This window comes from Nocardia sp. JCM 38205 (assembly GCF_058222935.1).
The window spans coordinates 159,638-174,662 of sequence record NZ_JBYHFL010000005.1 but is presented as its reverse complement, the minus strand read 5'-3'; the positions used below and the strand labels follow the sequence as shown (position 1 = coordinate 174,662).

The 15,025-nt window shown below is 68.1% G+C and carries 18 protein-coding genes; 10 read left to right on the top strand and 8 right to left on the bottom strand.

From position 1 onward, the window contains the following. Positions 1-129: 129 nt before the first annotated feature. Genes AC4HOU_RS19705 through AC4HOU_RS19695 form a run of 3 tightly spaced genes read left to right on the top strand, consistent with a single transcriptional unit; the run spans position 130 to position 3,425 of the window. Complete coding sequence (locus tag AC4HOU_RS19705) at positions 130-1,314, top strand: lipid-transfer protein (protein ID WP_163816476.1); 1,185 nt, start codon at positions 130-132, stop codon at positions 1,312-1,314. A gap of 60 nt (positions 1,315-1,374) precedes the next feature. Further along, entirely contained in the window at positions 1,375-2,205 is an 831-nt protein-coding gene (locus tag AC4HOU_RS19700; protein ID WP_163816474.1) for an SDR family NAD(P)-dependent oxidoreductase, read from the top strand. A gap of 20 nt (positions 2,206-2,225) precedes the next feature. Continuing rightward, positions 2,226-3,425 (top strand): TetR/AcrR family transcriptional regulator, encoded by a 1,200-nt coding sequence (locus tag AC4HOU_RS19695; RefSeq protein WP_490724903.1) that lies wholly within the window; start codon positions 2,226-2,228, stop codon positions 3,423-3,425. Between the two features lie 2 nt (positions 3,426-3,427). On the opposite strand, the gene AC4HOU_RS19690 is transcribed toward AC4HOU_RS19695, so the two are convergent. Together AC4HOU_RS19690 and AC4HOU_RS19685 are read right to left on the bottom strand one after the other, a co-directional pair. Continuing rightward, positions 3,428-3,784 (bottom strand): GNAT family N-acetyltransferase, encoded by a 357-nt coding sequence (locus AC4HOU_RS19690; RefSeq protein ID WP_490724902.1) that lies wholly within the window; start codon positions 3,782-3,784, stop codon positions 3,428-3,430. Positions 3,785-3,841: 57 nt separating this feature from the next. After that, positions 3,842-5,020, bottom strand: a complete 1,179-nt coding sequence (locus tag AC4HOU_RS19685) for a winged helix DNA-binding domain-containing protein (RefSeq protein WP_490724901.1) — start codon at positions 5,018-5,020, stop codon at positions 3,842-3,844. Between the two features lie 84 nt (positions 5,021-5,104). Here AC4HOU_RS19685 and AC4HOU_RS19680 point away from each other — a divergent pair, with 84 nt between their 5' ends. Further along, entirely contained in the window at positions 5,105-6,055 is a 951-nt protein-coding gene (locus tag AC4HOU_RS19680) for an aminoglycoside phosphotransferase family protein (protein WP_163816465.1), read from the top strand. Between the two features lie 147 nt (positions 6,056-6,202). Further along, entirely contained in the window at positions 6,203-7,078 is an 876-nt protein-coding gene (locus AC4HOU_RS19675) for an LLM class F420-dependent oxidoreductase (RefSeq protein WP_163816463.1), read from the top strand. 160 nt (positions 7,079-7,238) lie between these two features. On the opposite strand, the gene AC4HOU_RS19670 is transcribed toward AC4HOU_RS19675, so the two are convergent. After that, on the bottom strand, positions 7,239-7,781 hold the full coding sequence (locus AC4HOU_RS19670; RefSeq protein ID WP_490724900.1) for a YaeQ family protein: 543 nt from the start codon (positions 7,779-7,781) through the stop codon (positions 7,239-7,241). Positions 7,782-7,866: 85 nt separating this feature from the next. Then, positions 7,867-8,220: a DoxX family protein gene (locus AC4HOU_RS19665; protein WP_195021026.1), complete on the bottom strand. Its 354-nt coding sequence runs from the start codon at positions 8,218-8,220 to the stop codon at positions 7,867-7,869. Between the two features lie 90 nt (positions 8,221-8,310). On the opposite strand from AC4HOU_RS19665, the gene AC4HOU_RS19660 reads away from it, so the two are divergent. The 3 genes from AC4HOU_RS19660 (at position 8,311) to AC4HOU_RS19650 (ending at position 11,208) form a co-directional block, all read left to right on the top strand. Further along, positions 8,311-9,201 (top strand): LysR family transcriptional regulator, encoded by an 891-nt coding sequence (locus tag AC4HOU_RS19660; RefSeq protein WP_490724899.1) that lies wholly within the window; start codon positions 8,311-8,313, stop codon positions 9,199-9,201. Positions 9,202-9,347: 146 nt separating this feature from the next. Continuing rightward, on the top strand, positions 9,348-10,211 hold the full coding sequence (locus AC4HOU_RS19655) for an SGNH/GDSL hydrolase family protein (protein ID WP_490724898.1): 864 nt from the start codon (positions 9,348-9,350) through the stop codon (positions 10,209-10,211). 31 nt (positions 10,212-10,242) lie between these two features. Next, complete coding sequence (locus AC4HOU_RS19650) at positions 10,243-11,208, top strand: esterase/lipase family protein (RefSeq protein ID WP_195021023.1); 966 nt, start codon at positions 10,243-10,245, stop codon at positions 11,206-11,208. Between the two features lie 21 nt (positions 11,209-11,229). On the opposite strand, the gene AC4HOU_RS19645 is transcribed toward AC4HOU_RS19650, so the two are convergent. Beyond that, the gene (locus AC4HOU_RS19645; RefSeq protein ID WP_195021022.1) at positions 11,230-11,421 is read right to left on the bottom strand and encodes a hypothetical protein; all 192 of its coding nucleotides are present in this window, start codon (positions 11,419-11,421) and stop codon (positions 11,230-11,232) included. Then, complete coding sequence (locus AC4HOU_RS19640; protein WP_490724897.1) at positions 11,418-11,756, bottom strand: hypothetical protein; 339 nt, start codon at positions 11,754-11,756, stop codon at positions 11,418-11,420. Before AC4HOU_RS19640 ends, AC4HOU_RS19645 begins: the two co-directional genes overlap by 4 nt. Positions 11,757-12,058: 302 nt before the next feature. Here AC4HOU_RS19640 and AC4HOU_RS19635 point away from each other — a divergent pair, with 302 nt between their 5' ends. Together AC4HOU_RS19635 and AC4HOU_RS19630 are read left to right on the top strand one after the other, a co-directional pair. After that, positions 12,059-12,916, top strand: coding sequence for a helix-turn-helix domain-containing protein (locus tag AC4HOU_RS19635; protein WP_490724896.1), 858 nt, complete (start codon positions 12,059-12,061; stop codon positions 12,914-12,916). Further along, positions 12,913-13,119, top strand: a complete 207-nt coding sequence (locus AC4HOU_RS19630; protein WP_437198446.1) for a DUF397 domain-containing protein — start codon at positions 12,913-12,915, stop codon at positions 13,117-13,119. Before AC4HOU_RS19635 ends, AC4HOU_RS19630 begins: the two co-directional genes overlap by 4 nt. Before the next feature lie 71 nt (positions 13,120-13,190). Here the strand turns inward: AC4HOU_RS19630 and AC4HOU_RS19625 are convergent, their stop codons facing one another. Together AC4HOU_RS19625 and AC4HOU_RS19620 are read right to left on the bottom strand one after the other, a co-directional pair. Continuing rightward, a complete protein-coding gene (locus AC4HOU_RS19625; protein WP_228806879.1) occupies positions 13,191-13,559 on the bottom strand; it encodes a hypothetical protein in 369 nt (122 codons plus the stop codon). Positions 13,560-14,262: 703 nt separating this feature from the next. Next, positions 14,263-14,979 carry an NAD(P)-dependent oxidoreductase gene (locus AC4HOU_RS19620; RefSeq protein WP_163816212.1) on the bottom strand — a complete coding sequence of 239 codons (717 nt, stop codon included), beginning with the start codon at positions 14,977-14,979 and terminating at the stop codon, positions 14,263-14,265. Positions 14,980-15,025: the final 46 nt, after the last annotated feature.

Below are 15,025 nucleotides of genomic sequence, written 5' to 3'. Positions count from 1 at the left end.
AAGTAAACGACTGATAGGTGTAAAGAGCCGTCACCTGGGCTGGTTGGAGCGCTTTTTCAGTATTGACACCGATACTCCTGCTGGTGCAACCATGTAAGTGAATTGCTGATAGCTGATTGGAGAAAGGCTATGGGAGTCACGACCCTCGTCGCCGGTGTCGGGATGATCCCGTTCACCACCCCGCGCACGAGCCAGACCTACGACGTGATGGGTGAACGCGCGGTGCGCGCCGCACTGATCGACGCCGGCATCGACTACACCGCCGTCCAGCAGGCCTATGCGGGCTACGTCTACGGCGATTCCACCTCCGGTCAGGCCGCGCTGTACCGGGTCGGCGTCACCGGTATCCCGGTGGTCAACGTCAACAACAACTGCTCGACCGGCTCGTCGGCGCTGTTCCTGGCCAGGCAGGCCATCGAGCACGGCGTCGCCGATGTGGTGCTCGCGGTGGGGTTCGAACAGATGCAGCGCGGTGCGCTCACCATGTCCTACACCGATCGGCCGAGCCCGTTCGACAGTTTCGGCGCCGTCGTCGACCGCCTCCAGGGTGGCAGCGACGCACCGTTCGCGGCGCAGTACTTCGGCGGCGCCGGCCGCGAATACGCCGACAGATACGGCATGGATCCGGCGGTGTTCGCCCAGATCGCGGTCAAGGCGCGCAAGCACGCGGCCCATAACCCATTCGCGGTGTTCCGCGACCCGTTGACCGTCGAGCAGGTGCTGGCCGCACCGCGGATCTACGGACCGCTCACCCGATTGCAGTGCTGCCCGCCCACCTGCGGAGCGGCCGCGGCAGTGCTGGTGAGCGCGGAGTACGCACGCAAGCACGGGCTGCGCCGCGACGTCGCGATCGCCGCGCAGGCCATGACCACCGACGGTCCCGCGACCTTCGACAGCGATTCGATGATCGATATCGTCGGCGCCGATATGGCCCGCTCGGCCGCGCAGCAGGTGTACGAGCGCGCGGGCATCGGGCCCGAGGACATCCGCGTGGTCGAGCTGCACGACTGCTTCACCACCAACGAACTGCTCACCTACGAGGCACTCGGACTCACCCCGGAGGGGACGGCCGAGAAGTTCATCGCCGACGGGGACAACACCTACGGCGGCCGGGTCGTCACCAACCCGTCGGGTGGGCTGCTGTCGAAGGGGCATCCGCTGGGCGCGACCGGTCTGGCCCAATGCGCCGAACTGGTGTGGCAGCTGCGGGGCGAGGCCGAGCAGCGTCAGGTGGACGATGCGCGGGTCGCCTTGCAACACAACATCGGCCTCGGTGGCGCCGCCGTCGTCACCCTGTACCAGAAGGTGGGCTGACCCATGCCGCTCGACCCCGCCGTCATCGCCCTCTGACCTTCGCACGTAAGGAGATTCACCATGGGAAATCTGGACAACAAGGTCGCCATCGTCTCCGGCTCCGGCCGCGGCATCGGCCGCGAGATCGCGCTGAAGTTCGCCGCGCAGGGAGCGCGCGTGGTCGTCAACGATCTCGATGCCGAACCGGCGAAGGAGACCGTCGCCGCCATCGAGGCCGCGGGCGGCCAGGCGGTGGCGGTGCCCGGCAGCGTCACCGATGAGGACTTCGCGCAGCGCTTCGTCGCCACCGCCGTCGACACCTACGGCGGCCTCGACATCATCGTCAACAATGCCGGCTACACCTGGGATTCGGTGATCCAGAAGATGACCGACGAGCAGTGGGACGCCATCCTGGACGTGCACCTCAAGGCGCCGTTCCGGATCTTGCGGGCCGCCCAGCCGGTGATCGCCGGTCTGGTGAAGCGAGCCAAGGAGGCGGGCGAGCCGGTGCCGTGCCGGAAGGTGGTCAACATTTCGTCGATGGCGGGCACCGGAGGCAATGCCGGACAGTCCAATTACTCCGCCGCCAAGGCGGGTGTGCTGGGCCTGACCAAGACCCTGGCGAAGGAATGGGGTCGCTACAACGTCACCGTCAACGCGGTCGCGTTCGGGCTCATCAAGACCCGGCTCACCGAAGCGCCTGCCGACGGCAGCAGCACCATCGACGTGCAGGGCCGGGAGCTGAAAGTCGGCGTCAACCCCGATCTGCTGGCGGCGATGGAACACTCGATCCCGCTGGGCCGGGCGGGCACCCCGGTCGAAGCGGCCGGTGCGGTGTACTTGCTGTGCACCCCGGAATCCGATTACATCAGCGGCCAGACACTCGTCTGCGGTGGCGGGTTCAACGTCTGACGATGCGGGAGGAGCGGGCAGTGATCGCGAGCCGAGCCGAGCCGACGCAGGTGGCCCGGCCGGCTCGCGGCACCCGCCCGGCCAACCGGCGCGACCTGATCCTCGCCGCGGCCGCCGACCTGTACTTCCGGCGCGGCTACGCAGGTGTGTCGATGCGCGATGTCGCCGACGCGGTCGCCATCGGGCCGTCGGCACTGTATCGCCACTTCACCGGCAAACAGGACCTGCTGTATGCCGTCGTGGCCGGCGCGCTGACCACGGTGGAAGCCGCCCTCGACGGCCTCGCCGCCGATCCGAGCGCCGATCCGGCCGTCATCCTGGCCGAGACCATGCTGGAGCATCGCGGTGCCGGGGTGCTCTGGCACGCCGAGGCCAGGCATCTGAGCGGTGCGGCGCGCACCGAGCTACGCCATCGGTTGCGCGGCATCGGTGCCCGGCTGGCCGAGATCCTGCGACGCGCCCGGCCCGAACTCGGGCACGCCGAGGCCGATTACCTGTCGTGGTGTGTCCTCGGTGTCACCACCAGCGCGTCCTATTACCACCTCGAGCTGCCGAAGGAGCGCTTCGTCGCCTTGATCGCCGGTCTCAGCAGGGCGGTCGCGGAGATGCCGATCGCGCCGCTGCCGAGCCCGAGCCGAGCCGATGAGCCCGCGCCGCGGTGGGCGCCGAATCGGCGCGAAGCGATCCTGCGCACCGCCACCACGCTGTTCGCCAGGCACGGATTCGCCGGCGTCGGCAACGACGATATCGGCGCCGCCGTCGGCATCGCGGGCCCGAGCATCTACAACCATTTCGACAGCAAGGCCGACATCCTGGCCACGGCCATGCGCCGCGGGAACGAACTGCTGCGCGCCGATATGATCCGCCAGCTCGGCCGCGCCCGCAGCGCCATCGATGCCGTGCGCCTGCTCATCACGAGCTACTGCGAGTTCGTCTTCGAGTACAACGATCTGATGCGCCTGCTGATCTCGGAGGCCGATCGGCTGCCCGCCGACGATCGCCGCCGCACCCGCCAGGTGCAACGCGAGTACATCGCCGAATGGGCGCAACTGCTGCGGCAGATCCATCCGCACTGGGACGCCGATGAGACCCGCATCCGGATCCACGCGGCGTTCACCGTGGTCAACGACCTCGCGGCGACGCCGCATCTGCGTGCCATCGATACGGTCGCCGAGCCGACGGCCGCCGTCTGCCGCCGAATACTCGACGTCGGTCGATAGGCTCAGAACTCCCGCACCATGGTCTGCTGACGCACCCGCTTGCCCTGGTATCGCACACCGGGGACGAGTGGCCGGGGGCCGTGCGGCCGAAAACCCATGCGGTCGAAGAACTTCACCGCCCGGGCGTTCTGGACCAACGTCTGTAGATGGCAGCCGGGGGAGTCGACCGAACGCAGGCGGGTGAACCACAACCGCATCATCGCGTCGGCGGCGCCGGTGCCGCGGCCTTCCGGGGCGACATTGATGTGCTCGGAATCGGCGTGCCCCCAGAGGCGTTCGGTGGGCGAACCCGCACCCGCGCGGCCGAACAGCTCGCGGAGTTCGGCGCGGTCGGTTTCCCGGTACGGGCGAGCATCCATGCACCCGACAGTAGTGAACTCCCGGCACGGGTGTGTTCGCCGCGACCGGCCATCGGCTCAGGCGGTCAGTTCCTTTTCGAGCGGGGTCCGGAAGCGGGGAACCGGGCGGACATCGCCGAACCAGGCGCCGATCCGTTCGGCTTCCGCCTCGATCATCGCGATGGCGTCGGACCCGACGTCCTCCAGCAGCCGCAGCGCGATCTCCCCGTTCTTGCGTTGCGCCCAGCCGCCGACGATGCGGCCGTCGCACCAGATGGTCGGTCCGATATTGCCGTTGCGGTCGAACAGGGCGGCGGCGTGGTCGCCGAGGTACCAGGAGCGCGACTGCCAGCCCATCGGCGTGGGATCGAGCGCGGGCAGCAGCGCCACCCATGGTTCGGGTTCGGCCACCGGATCGAGGTCGTCGGTGAGGATCACGCCGGTGCCCTCGTCGAGTTCCACCTCGGTGATGTCGAGGCGCGCCAGTGTCTTTCGCACCTCACCGAGCGTCCACCCGGTCCACCATTTGATATCGCTCACCGGTGCCGGGCCGAACGCGCGCAACCACTGCCGGACCAGTGCGTCGCGGGCGTCGTCGGCGGGCAGGACGGGCACGCCGCCGGGCAGCCACGATTCGATCGGCGACCAGGTGTACTGGCTGCTCGACCAGCTGCCGTTGGGGCGCCCACGCACGATGCGCCCCTCCGCGCCGAGCGTCACCAGCACCCAGGTGGTGATATTCGTCGGACGCGAATACGCCTTCTCCGGTGCGGTATTCACCTGGGTGCGTAGCAGCGGCACATCCTTGCTCAGCTGCGCACCGGTGGCGGCGCCGCGTGCGAGCAGCGCCCGATGCGTGTGCTCCTCGACCGCCGTCCACCAGGACCGCACGTCACCATCACCGATTCCGGCCTGCTCGAGGAATTTTCCATAGGTGCGGCGCTGCTTGTCGGCCAGTGCATCCGCGCACGAGGCCTGCAGGACGGGCACCAGCTCCACCGGCGCCACGAACATGGTGCGCCGCATCGCCAGCATCCGCAGCAACGAACGATCCTCGTACAGAGCCTGTTCGATATCGGCGGGCATGATCCCGTCGCCACGCGCGGCCACCGACAGGAACACCGTCGCCGGATCGGTCGCGTGCAGCACCACCATCGACCGCGCGATATCCGCGACGTCGGCACTGCGCTGTCGGTAGGCCAGCCGATGCCGGACCCCGAGCCGTGCGCGCCGCTGTGCGGTGGTGATCGAACGCATATGCGAATACTAGCGGGCGCCCGGGCCGCCATGCCCGCCCGAAATCGGTGGGCGCGGGCTCGGCGAGGTGGCAGGATCGGCCCGGTGTCCGATTTCATGAGCCCCTCAGCCCTCGCCGATCGCACCGCCGCCGCCGTCGACGCTGCCGTCGGAGCGGGGCGCGACCTCGGTCTCACCGTCACCGAGGCGCGGGTGCTGCACGATCTGTTCTCCGTCGTCGTCCACCTCGCGCCCGCGCCGGTCGTCGCGCGGATACCGACCGTGCTGCCGGCCGGCGGCGGCCTCGACGCGCTGGCCCGGCGGCAACGTTCGGAACTCGACGTGACGCGGTGGCTGGCCGATCAGGGCACGCCCGTCATCGCCCCCAGTTCGCTCGTCCCGGCCGAACCCGTTCGCCGCGACGGGTTCTCGATGACCTTCTGGGAGTACGTCGACGAGCAACCGGACGCCGAACCCGACTACGCGGCGAACTGCGAACGCGTCGCCGACCTGCACGCGGCCCTGCGCGCCTACCCCGGGCAGTTGTCGTTCCTGTCCGCGGCCGAACCGGGGTTCGTCACCGAAGCTCTGGCCGCGCTCGGTACCCGCCCCGACCTTCTCGATGCCACTGATCTGGACCGCGCACGCCGCGAGTGGTCGATCCTGGAGCCGCTGGTGCGTTCCCGCCCGGCCTTCGAGGAGGCATTTCCCGGGGTCGACCTGCAACCCATCCACGGCGATTCGCCACCGGCGAACATTTTCCCCGGTGTGCGCGGCGACCTGTTCTCCGATTTCGAGCTGGTGACGCTCGGCCCGGTCGAATGGGATCTGGCGGCGCTCGGACCGGAGCTGGAAGCCGCCTACGACCGTGGGGCGCGCCGGCGTGGTCTGCGGCCGTTGAATCCCGAGGCGATGAAGTTCGTCAACGCGGTCGGCATGCTGCGGGTTGTCGCTTACCTCTGGCTGGCACCGCAACTTCCGGTGCTGGTCGACTTCATGAAGCCGGCCATCGACCAGTGGCGGGAGATGCCGTTCGCCGGTGGACTGCGCCGCTGACGATACGGATGCGCGTCGGCCGTCGCGGATGCGGGGATAGCGGCGGCCGTAGGGGCAGGTTCGCGCGCGACGAGCAGGCCTTGACCTGGAGTGCACTCCAGCTCATAACCTGTGCCGTACAGCCTGCCGATCTGAGGAGATCATCGTATGGACCTCGGCTTTCACATTCCGAACTTCGACATCGACGGTGGCCCCGGCGCGATCGCCGGTGAATTGACCAGGGTGGGCGCGGCGGCCGAAGAAGCCGGCGCGACCTGGCTGTCGTTCATGGACCACTACTTCCAGATCCCGCCGACCGGTCTGCCCGCCGAGGCGCACATGCTCGAGGGGTACACCACGCTGGGCTTTCTGGCCGCGCACACCTCGAGTGTGGAACTCGGCCTGCTGGTCACCGGCGTCACCTATCGCCATCCCGGCCTGCTCGCCAAGATCGTCACCACCCTCGACGTGCTCTCCGGCGGCCGCGCCGCCCTCGGCCTCGGCGCCGCCTGGTTCGACCGCGAACACCACGGCCTCGGCGTGCCCTACCCGCCGATCTCCGAACGCTTCGAACGGCTCGAGGAAGCTCTGCGCATCTGCGCGCAGATGTGGGACCCCGACAACAACGGCCCCTTCGACGGCAAGCACTACCAGCTGGCCGAAACCCTGTGCTCCCCACAGCCTCTGCACCGGCCCACCGTCCTCATCGGTGGCGGCGGCGAACGCAAGACCCTGCGCCTGGTCGCGCAGTACGGCGATGCCTGCAACCTCTTCGCCACCTCACCCGCCGAGGTGGAACACAAGCTCGACGTCCTGCGCCGCCATTGCGACGACGTGGGCCGTGACTACAGCACGATCCGCACAACCATCATGGCCGACCGCTCTTACGCCACCCCCGACACCCGCGACGAATTCGTCCGCGCCATGGCCGATTACGCGAAACTCGGCGTCGATGCCGTGATGGCCATTCCGCTCACCGGCTCCCCGGCCAAGTGGATCGACGGGCTGGCCCCGATCGTCCCGCAACTCGCCGACCTCGGGTGAGGGGGCGGTCCGCACAGTCGGACTGAATGCGATTGGGCAGCAGGTCCGCCCGTGCGCTCGCCCTGGCCGGGCGGCGCGGGCGGATCGTGCTGAATCGGGCCGCGTGAAGAGCGCGGTCGAGCAGCGTTCGGCACGCGGTCCGGCAGGCAGGTGCGGCGGACTACGCGAGCGCGTGTTCGCTGATCTCGGTGCTGAATCCGGATCCGTTGAGTTCCAGGTAGAGCTGGCGTTCGGTGATCGAAACGGTGGCGGTGGTGCGGCGGTCGAGGGCGGGGGTGGCGGCGTCGATGAAGGGGCGGGCGAAGCTGTAGAGGGGGATGGCGTCGGCGTGGTGGATGCGTTTGCCGGTGAGGGCGGCCAGGACTTTGGCGGGGTCGCGGTGGGTGTAGATGGCGACGCGGTCGGCGAGTTTGGCGGCGCGGTGGATGCGGTCGGCGTCAGGGGCGCCGACGTCGATCCAGGTGGTGAGGCGGCCGGTGAGGTCGCGGATGAGGACGGGCGGTTCGTCGGTGGCGGAGACGCCGCCGTCGCTGAAGGTGATGCCTTCGGCGTATTCCAGGCAGTAGGCGAGGATGCGGGTGAGCATGTACTCGGCGGTTTCGGAGGGGTGGCGCGCGACCCGCAGCTCCAGGTCCTGGTAGACGCCGCGATCGACGTCGGCCAGCTGGATGGTGAAGGTGTACAGGGTTGCGCTGAGAGCCATGGAAGAAGCCTACGGCGGGGTCGGCGAGCAGCGGCCGCCCGGCCGGGACGGGTGGTCGATGCGCCGCTGCGCCGGACCCACCCCCTCAGCCGAGGTGATACGCCAGGGTCACTGCGAAATTCCCAGCCATGAGCGCGAGCGCGCCGCCCGCCTTACCGAGGTCGAGGTCGTGCACGCGGAGATGGGCGATGATCGCGCCGACGAAATGGAAGACGAGCCCGGCGGCCGCGGCGACGCCGACGACCGGCAGCGCGAATCCCGCGAGCACACCCACTCCGCCGGCCGCGAACACCAGGCCGATCGGCCGCGTCCACGACAGCGGGACCTGCACCTGCTCGGCCGCCGCCACCGTGACCGGATGACGGGTGAAGTTCATCCACGCCCCGCCGGCGCACAGCAGCGCGGTGAGACAGGTCGAGATCACGTACAGGGCGAACATCGGTGGCCTTTCTTGCGTGGACGGGGGCTGCTTCCACCCTCGCGCCCGGCCCTGTTGCCCGTCCAATACCCGCATCCATAACCTGATGGCATGGATGTCGACACCCGGCTGCTGCGGTATTTCGCGGCGGTCGCCGAGGAGGGCAACCTCTCCCGCGCGGCCGAACGGCTGTACGTGTCGCAGCCGTCGCTGACCAAGCAGATCCACCGCCTGGAGGAACTGCTCGGAGTGACGTTGTTCGTGCGTTCACGCGCCGGCATGGCGCTCACCGAGCCGGGCAAGGCGCTGGCCCGCTCGGTACCGGTCCTGTTGACGGATTGGCAGCGGGCGGTGGCCGAGGTGAAAACCGCTGCGGCCGAACAAGACCGCGTGTTGCGCGTGGGCTTTCTCGCCAGCGCGGCAAACGAGGCCACGCCGGACATCATCGCCGCGTTCGGTGAGCTGCGCCCCGGCTGGCGGGTGGAGATGCGGCAGAGTTCCTGGTGGGATCCCACCGCGGGGCTCGCCGACGGCGAGGTCGACGCCGCGCTGCTGCGGGTGCCGTTTCCCGGCCAGCAGTCGTGGGGCGTCGAAGTGCTGCTGAGCGAACCGCGCGGGGTGATGCTGCCGAGCACGCATCCGCTCGCCGCGGCCGAGACCATCGACTTCCCGCAACTGTGGGACGAGCCGTTCATCTCCGCCCCGGACGCGACCGGCGAATGGCGCGACTACTGGCTCGCCATCGCCGAGCGCCGTGGCCATCCGGTGCGGATCGGTGCCGTCACCGAGCACACCGACGAATGGCTCAGCGCGATCGCCAACGGTTACGGCGTCGCGCTCGCGCCGGAATCGGCCGGGCGCTATTTCCAGCGTCCCGGTGTGGTGTATCGCCCGGTGAACGGCATCGCGCCCACCCAGGTGGCCGTCGCCTGGGACCCGGCGATCGCCGCCGACTCGGCCGTGCATGATTTCGTCGCCAGCTGCCTGCGATTTCGCCAGTAGGGGCTCCGGGTCACTTGCTCGAAGCGGGAAAGTGCCCACGCTCGGCGATCCGTCTCGCTACGATGCCATCAATTGAGACGGCCCAGTCTCAAAGGTGGCGTCCGCGCGCAGGGCACGCCACCATCGCTCGACACCTAGGACATCCGATGGCCCTCCCTCGCACTCGACTCTTCACCGCGCTCGCGCTATCGATGCTGGCGCTGTCGCCGGCAGCGGCGGTGCATGCGGCGCCGGGTGCGGCCGGCGGTGCCGAGTATGTGGCGCTCGGTGATTCCGGGGCGGCGACGGCGGGTGTGGTGGATATCGATCCGACGGCGCCGTTGGCGTGCATCCGGTCCAACTCGAACGCGCCGACCCTGGTGGCGCGGCAACTGGGCCTCGAACTGGACGACCGGACGTGCAGCAGCGCCAAGATCCCCGATCTGACGCGCTCGCAATCTCCCGGTGTCGCACCGCAAGTGGAGGCGCTCGGCCCGGACACCCGGATCGTGACCCTGCACATCGGAGCCAACGACGCGAACATGACCAGATACATTCTCGGCGGCTGCCACGCCGGTCTGGCGACGGGCGGCTGCGCGGCGGCCGCGGATCCGCAGTGGGACGCCGATATCGATGCGATCGCCCCGGCCTACGCCGCTGCCTTGGACGAGATCTCGCGTCGCGCGCCGCAGGCGACGATCTTCGTCGACGGCTGGCCCACCTACCTGGGTGAATCCAGCTGCGCGGCGATGCTGGGCCTGCGTGACGCCGACGCGCGCTACATCCAGTCGAAGTTCGCCCGCCTCAACACCGTCGTCGCCCGCGAGGCCGCCGCGCACGGTGCGATCTACCTCGACACCATCGCCGCCTCCCCGCCCGCGGGCATGTGCGCCGATCCGGCGGTGCGCTGGTTCGATCCGATCCTCGCCGACCAGACCTTGCTCCCGTATCACCCGACGCCGGAAGGCCATCGCGGCGTCGCCGACCTGATCGTCGCCGCGATCATCCGCTCCGGTGCCCTGAACCGCTGACCGCTCCCGCACAACCGAAGGACCCTCGACGATGAGGCTGATCATCCGCCGCGTTTTCCCGGCCGTAGCGACCCTGTGCCTGCTGGCTTCCGGCACCGGCGTGTCCGCCGCGGCCCCCGCACCCGAGCCGCGACCGTCGGTGCAGACCGTCGAAGAGGCGCTGACCTGCACCGGCGATCCGCGCACCGGACCCACCCCACTGCTGCTGTTGCACGGCACCACCTCGACCGCCGTCGCCAATTGGTCCTGGAATTGGGACCGCTATCTGGACGCGCGGGGCTGGGCGCACTGCGATCTGCAATCGCCGGACAACGCCAACGGCGATATCCAGCTCAGCGGCGAGTACGTCGCCCGCGCGATCACGATCATGTTCGAGCGCGCGGGCCGCCCCATCTCGATCCTCGGGCACAGCCAGGGCGGGATGGTGGCGCGCTGGGCGTTCGCGTACTGGCCCGAAACCCGCGCCATGGTCGACGATTACGTGGGGCTGGCCTCGTCGAATCACGGCTCCCGTAACCCGGTACAGGATTGTCACCGCACCAGGGAATGCTCGGCGGCCCGCTGGCAGCAGACCGCGGGATCGGCGTTCCTCAACGCACTCAACCGGCAGCCGGAAACGTTCCCGCAGATCGACTACACCGTGATCACCACCCAGCTCGACGAAATCGTCGTGCCCTACACCTCCTCCTACCTGCCGACGGGCCCGAACGTGACCAACGTGTCCGTTCAGGACCTGTGCCCGGGCCGGCTCGTCGAACATTTCGGCATGGCCTACGACAACACCGCCTTCGAGCTCGCCCTCGACGCACTCACCCACAACGGGACCGCGCGACCGGAGCGGGTCGGCGCAGCGGGCTGCGGTGCGATGCTGATGCCCGGCGTCGACCCGGCCGGGTTCGTGCAGAATTCGGCGATGGCGTTGAACGTGTCGGTCCAGTCGACGTTGTCGGCGCCGCGGCTGAGCGAGGAACCGCCGGTGATGCCGTACGCGCGCTGAGGCGCGGCGGTACCGGGCGTCCTACATATGCGGCCAGTCGGCCGGAACCATCCTTTTCGCCTCCACCAGACGGATTTTCGCCTGATGCCGGATCGGGCAGTTGGTGGTGAGGCAGTGCCGGTGCTTCTGCATCACCAGATGGGCGGTGGTCACGTCCATGACGGGCAGGCGGGCGTGCCCGAGCAGCGGTTCCAGCATGGCTTCGGTGATCATTCGAAGGGCTCCAGATTCTTCAGCGGCCAGCGGGCGTAGACGTGGAACGGATCGAGGGTGATGACGTCGACCTGTTGTTCCAACGCCCGGAAGGCGTGGTCGAGGTGGATGAGTGAGGGCACGAACAACGCCTCCGCGTGATATCGGCCGATCGCGTCGGTGATATCGGATTCCCAGAACGAGGCCTCCGGCCCGAACACGAAGATCGGGTGCCCCAGCGTGTAGCCGAGCCGCGTGGCGAGCTTGTGTATGCGCGCCTCGTCCCAGCACGTCGAGGTGTGCGGCGCGCTGCGAAAACAGATGAGCGCCAGTGCTACCGGTGTATCGTCGTCCACGTCATCCTCACGATTGGTTGGGAGCCGCCAGGGCCGGGGCGAGGGGCAATCGCCATCCGCAACCCGCGCTCCAGGCATCGTGCGAATGTCCGTTCCGGGGGTCGGTAAGGGGTCCCATCCTCCCGGTTCGGCTGTCCCGGCCCTGGTGGCCGGCGACAGGAGAACATGGCTCTGCCAGCGGTTTCCAGTTCTCACGGGCGGCTCGGAGGAGTTCGTCGAGTTCCCCTGAGAGCCCTCCGTGGCGGTGCCGAATCCCATCCACGAATCGACCGCACATCCATCCACGAGGGGGAAGGCGAACGATGACCACCAAGCCGGTGCCGACCAACATCCCACGCAGGCAGCTCGGTCGGCAGCTACGGGAAATCCGCCAGGGGGCCGGACTTTCCATCGAACACCTCGCCCGCTTGCTCGGACGGGGAGCCACGACGGTGCAGAGATTGGAGACCGGGACGGCGAACACGATCCGGATCAGCGATCTGGAAGGGATCTGCGAGCTGTGTAATGCGGAAGAGAAGCTTGCCGGGCTGGTGAAGCTGGCGGAGGAGGCGGGGGAACCCGACCAGGGGTGGTGGCATCAGTATTCGGATGCGCTCAACGAGAGCTTCGCTTCATATCTGAGCCTCGAGGCGAACGCATCGAAGGTGACGCAATATCAACCATCGCTGTGTCCGGGATTGCTACAAACCCCCGCCTATACCCGCGCGCTGGCCAAGCTGGCCGACATCCCTCCAGAGGAAATCGAGGATATGGTGCGTATTCGGGCCAAGCGCCAGCGCTTGATCTCTCGCTCGCGAAGTCCGCTAGCCTGCGACGTAGTCATCGAGGAGTCTGTACTTCGTCGTGTGATCGGTGACCGTGCCACTATGGCTGAACAGGCGAGCCGTATGGCGGATGTGCCCGTGAACGTCGAGCTTCGAGTTGTGCCTATCGGAGCGCGATATCCGCTGGGATACCAGGCAGGCTCGTTCGTCATCCTGGATATCCAGACCGAGCCGTCCGTGGTGCACCTGGAGCAACTGGGTTCGAGTATTTACTACGACAGGCCACGGACGGTCCACGAGTATCGTCGAGCGCATGACGCGTTCAAGCGGGTAGCGTTGTCTCCGCCGGACAGTAAGCGTCTACTCAGGCAGATATCTAGGGAGTACAGGCAATGAGCGTGGACCTTGCAGGCGCACGGTGGTTCAAATCCACGCGTAGCGAAACTGGTGGCGAGTGTGTCGAAGTCGCCCACTTGCCGGCCGATCTCGTCGGCGTCCGCGACTCGAAGAACCCCACCGGCCCGGCCCTGATCTTCGCGCCGGGCGCGTGGGATGCCTTCCTCACCGGCGCTCGCTCTGGCCGCTTCGACCGCCCTTGACACCCACCCCTTCCACCTCGACTAACCGACGAGGGAGATATGAGGCAGGTCGCATCGGCGTGTCGCCAGTCTCATGTCTCCCTCGTGGGCTCGAGTGGCGGGCGGAGCCCGGGGGCGGGCTCGGTGGGGGGAGTGGGGGTCGGCTCGGGCGGGCGGCGCAGTCGGTGTACGCGGTCGCGGATTCGGGCGGCGGTTTGGCGGGGCATGTGGCCTCGGCCGTAGAGGCCGCGGCCCCTGCGGATGATTCGTCCGCGCCGCCCTTCCCAGCGCAGTGCGTCCGATACCGTCTTCGATGGTCGCCCGCGTACTCCTAGGCCGGCGAATTCGAGTGCGTCCACGAGTTCGGCGACGGTGAGCGGGCCTTCGGCCTCGAATACCGTTGCTGTCAGCGCGTATCGCAGTTCGATCCCCGAAACAATACGCAATCCCTCCCCGTCCATGCCGTGCAGTATGCACGCGGGGTACGACAACATTCGGCGGGCTGCCACCGACAAAGTACTGTTCGCCCGCATATGAGCGACACGTGATCGCGTTGTCGCTTGTTTGTCGCTCATATGCGGGCGAAAGGTACCTCGGGAGGAGAGGAGCTGCCCGCAGTTCCGGCAACGATGAAGCGACGCTCATCCGGATTCGGCAGGCGGCGGCTACCTACAAGGTACTGTTCGCCCGCATATGAGCGACACGTGATCGCGTTGTCGCTTGTTTGTCGCTCATATGCGGGCGAAAGGTACCTCGGGAGGAGAGGAGCTGCCCGCAGTTCCGGCAACGATGAAGCGACGCTCATCCGGATTCGGCAGGCGGCGGCTACCTACAAGGTACTGTTCGCCCGCATATGAGCGACACCTGATCGCGTTGTCGCTCGATTGTCGCTCATATGCGGGCGAACAGGTACCTGGAGAGAAGGGAACTGCCCGCAGATTCGGCAATGATGGAGCCACGCTCATCCACCCGGCGGGAGCGCTCGACGGTCCGCAATACTCGGTGGTCGTCGCGCGGATACCGCGTCTGGGCGCTCGCCACAGCTCCACGGGGGCAGAACTCGATCGGGTGATTACGCCGCCGGTCGGCCGCGCGTTCGTCGGCTGCGTCCGGCTCTGGCGACCTGGAGGCGACAGCGCAGTCCCATCTGCTGAGACCGGATGATCACTTCTCGATCCGGCTCTGCTCACCGTGGGCGAGGGCGCTGGGGGTGAGGCGGCCGACGATGGCGGGGGCCTGGTGGATGAGGGAGTCGTCGGTGAGGGCTTCGACCATGAAGAGAGCGAAGTCGGTGCGGCGGGTGCGGTTGCTGGCGAGGATGGGGTCGCCGACATGGGGGCTCCAGACGGGCAGGCCTTGGCTGTCGCCTTCTTCGAGATCGCTGCCGCGCACCAGGGTCCAGCGGCGGTCGCTGGCGTAGATGCGGTGGGCCGCCTCCACCTGATCGTCGATTTCGACGGCGCGGACCAGCCGGGCCAGCCAGGTGGTGACCCGGACGATGGCCTTGAAATGCCAGGTGTAGCGGTCGTTGTCGTCGCGGGGCACATGCCAGCCGCAGGAGAAGATCAGGCGCGCATGGGGTTCGGCGTAATCGAGCACCGCCTGGGCGGTTCCCGAGGAGTACTGCTGGATGCCCCAGGGCGCCAGCACCGTCAGCACGCCGTCGCATCCGGCGACCGCCCGCCGGATCACCTCGCGGTCGTTGGTGGGGCCGGCGACGATGGTGATCCGGTCGGCGACCTCGGCCAGTTTCGGCACGCTGCGTTCGCGGCACACGCCGACGACCTCGTATCCGCGGTCCAGGGCGTGCCGGACCATGTACTGCCCGAGCTTGCCCGAGGCTCCGACGATGCACACCTTGCGTATCTGGTCTGTGCTCATGTTCCCGCGCTCCTGATCAGGTGAACTTACGTTGTAAGTCACGGTA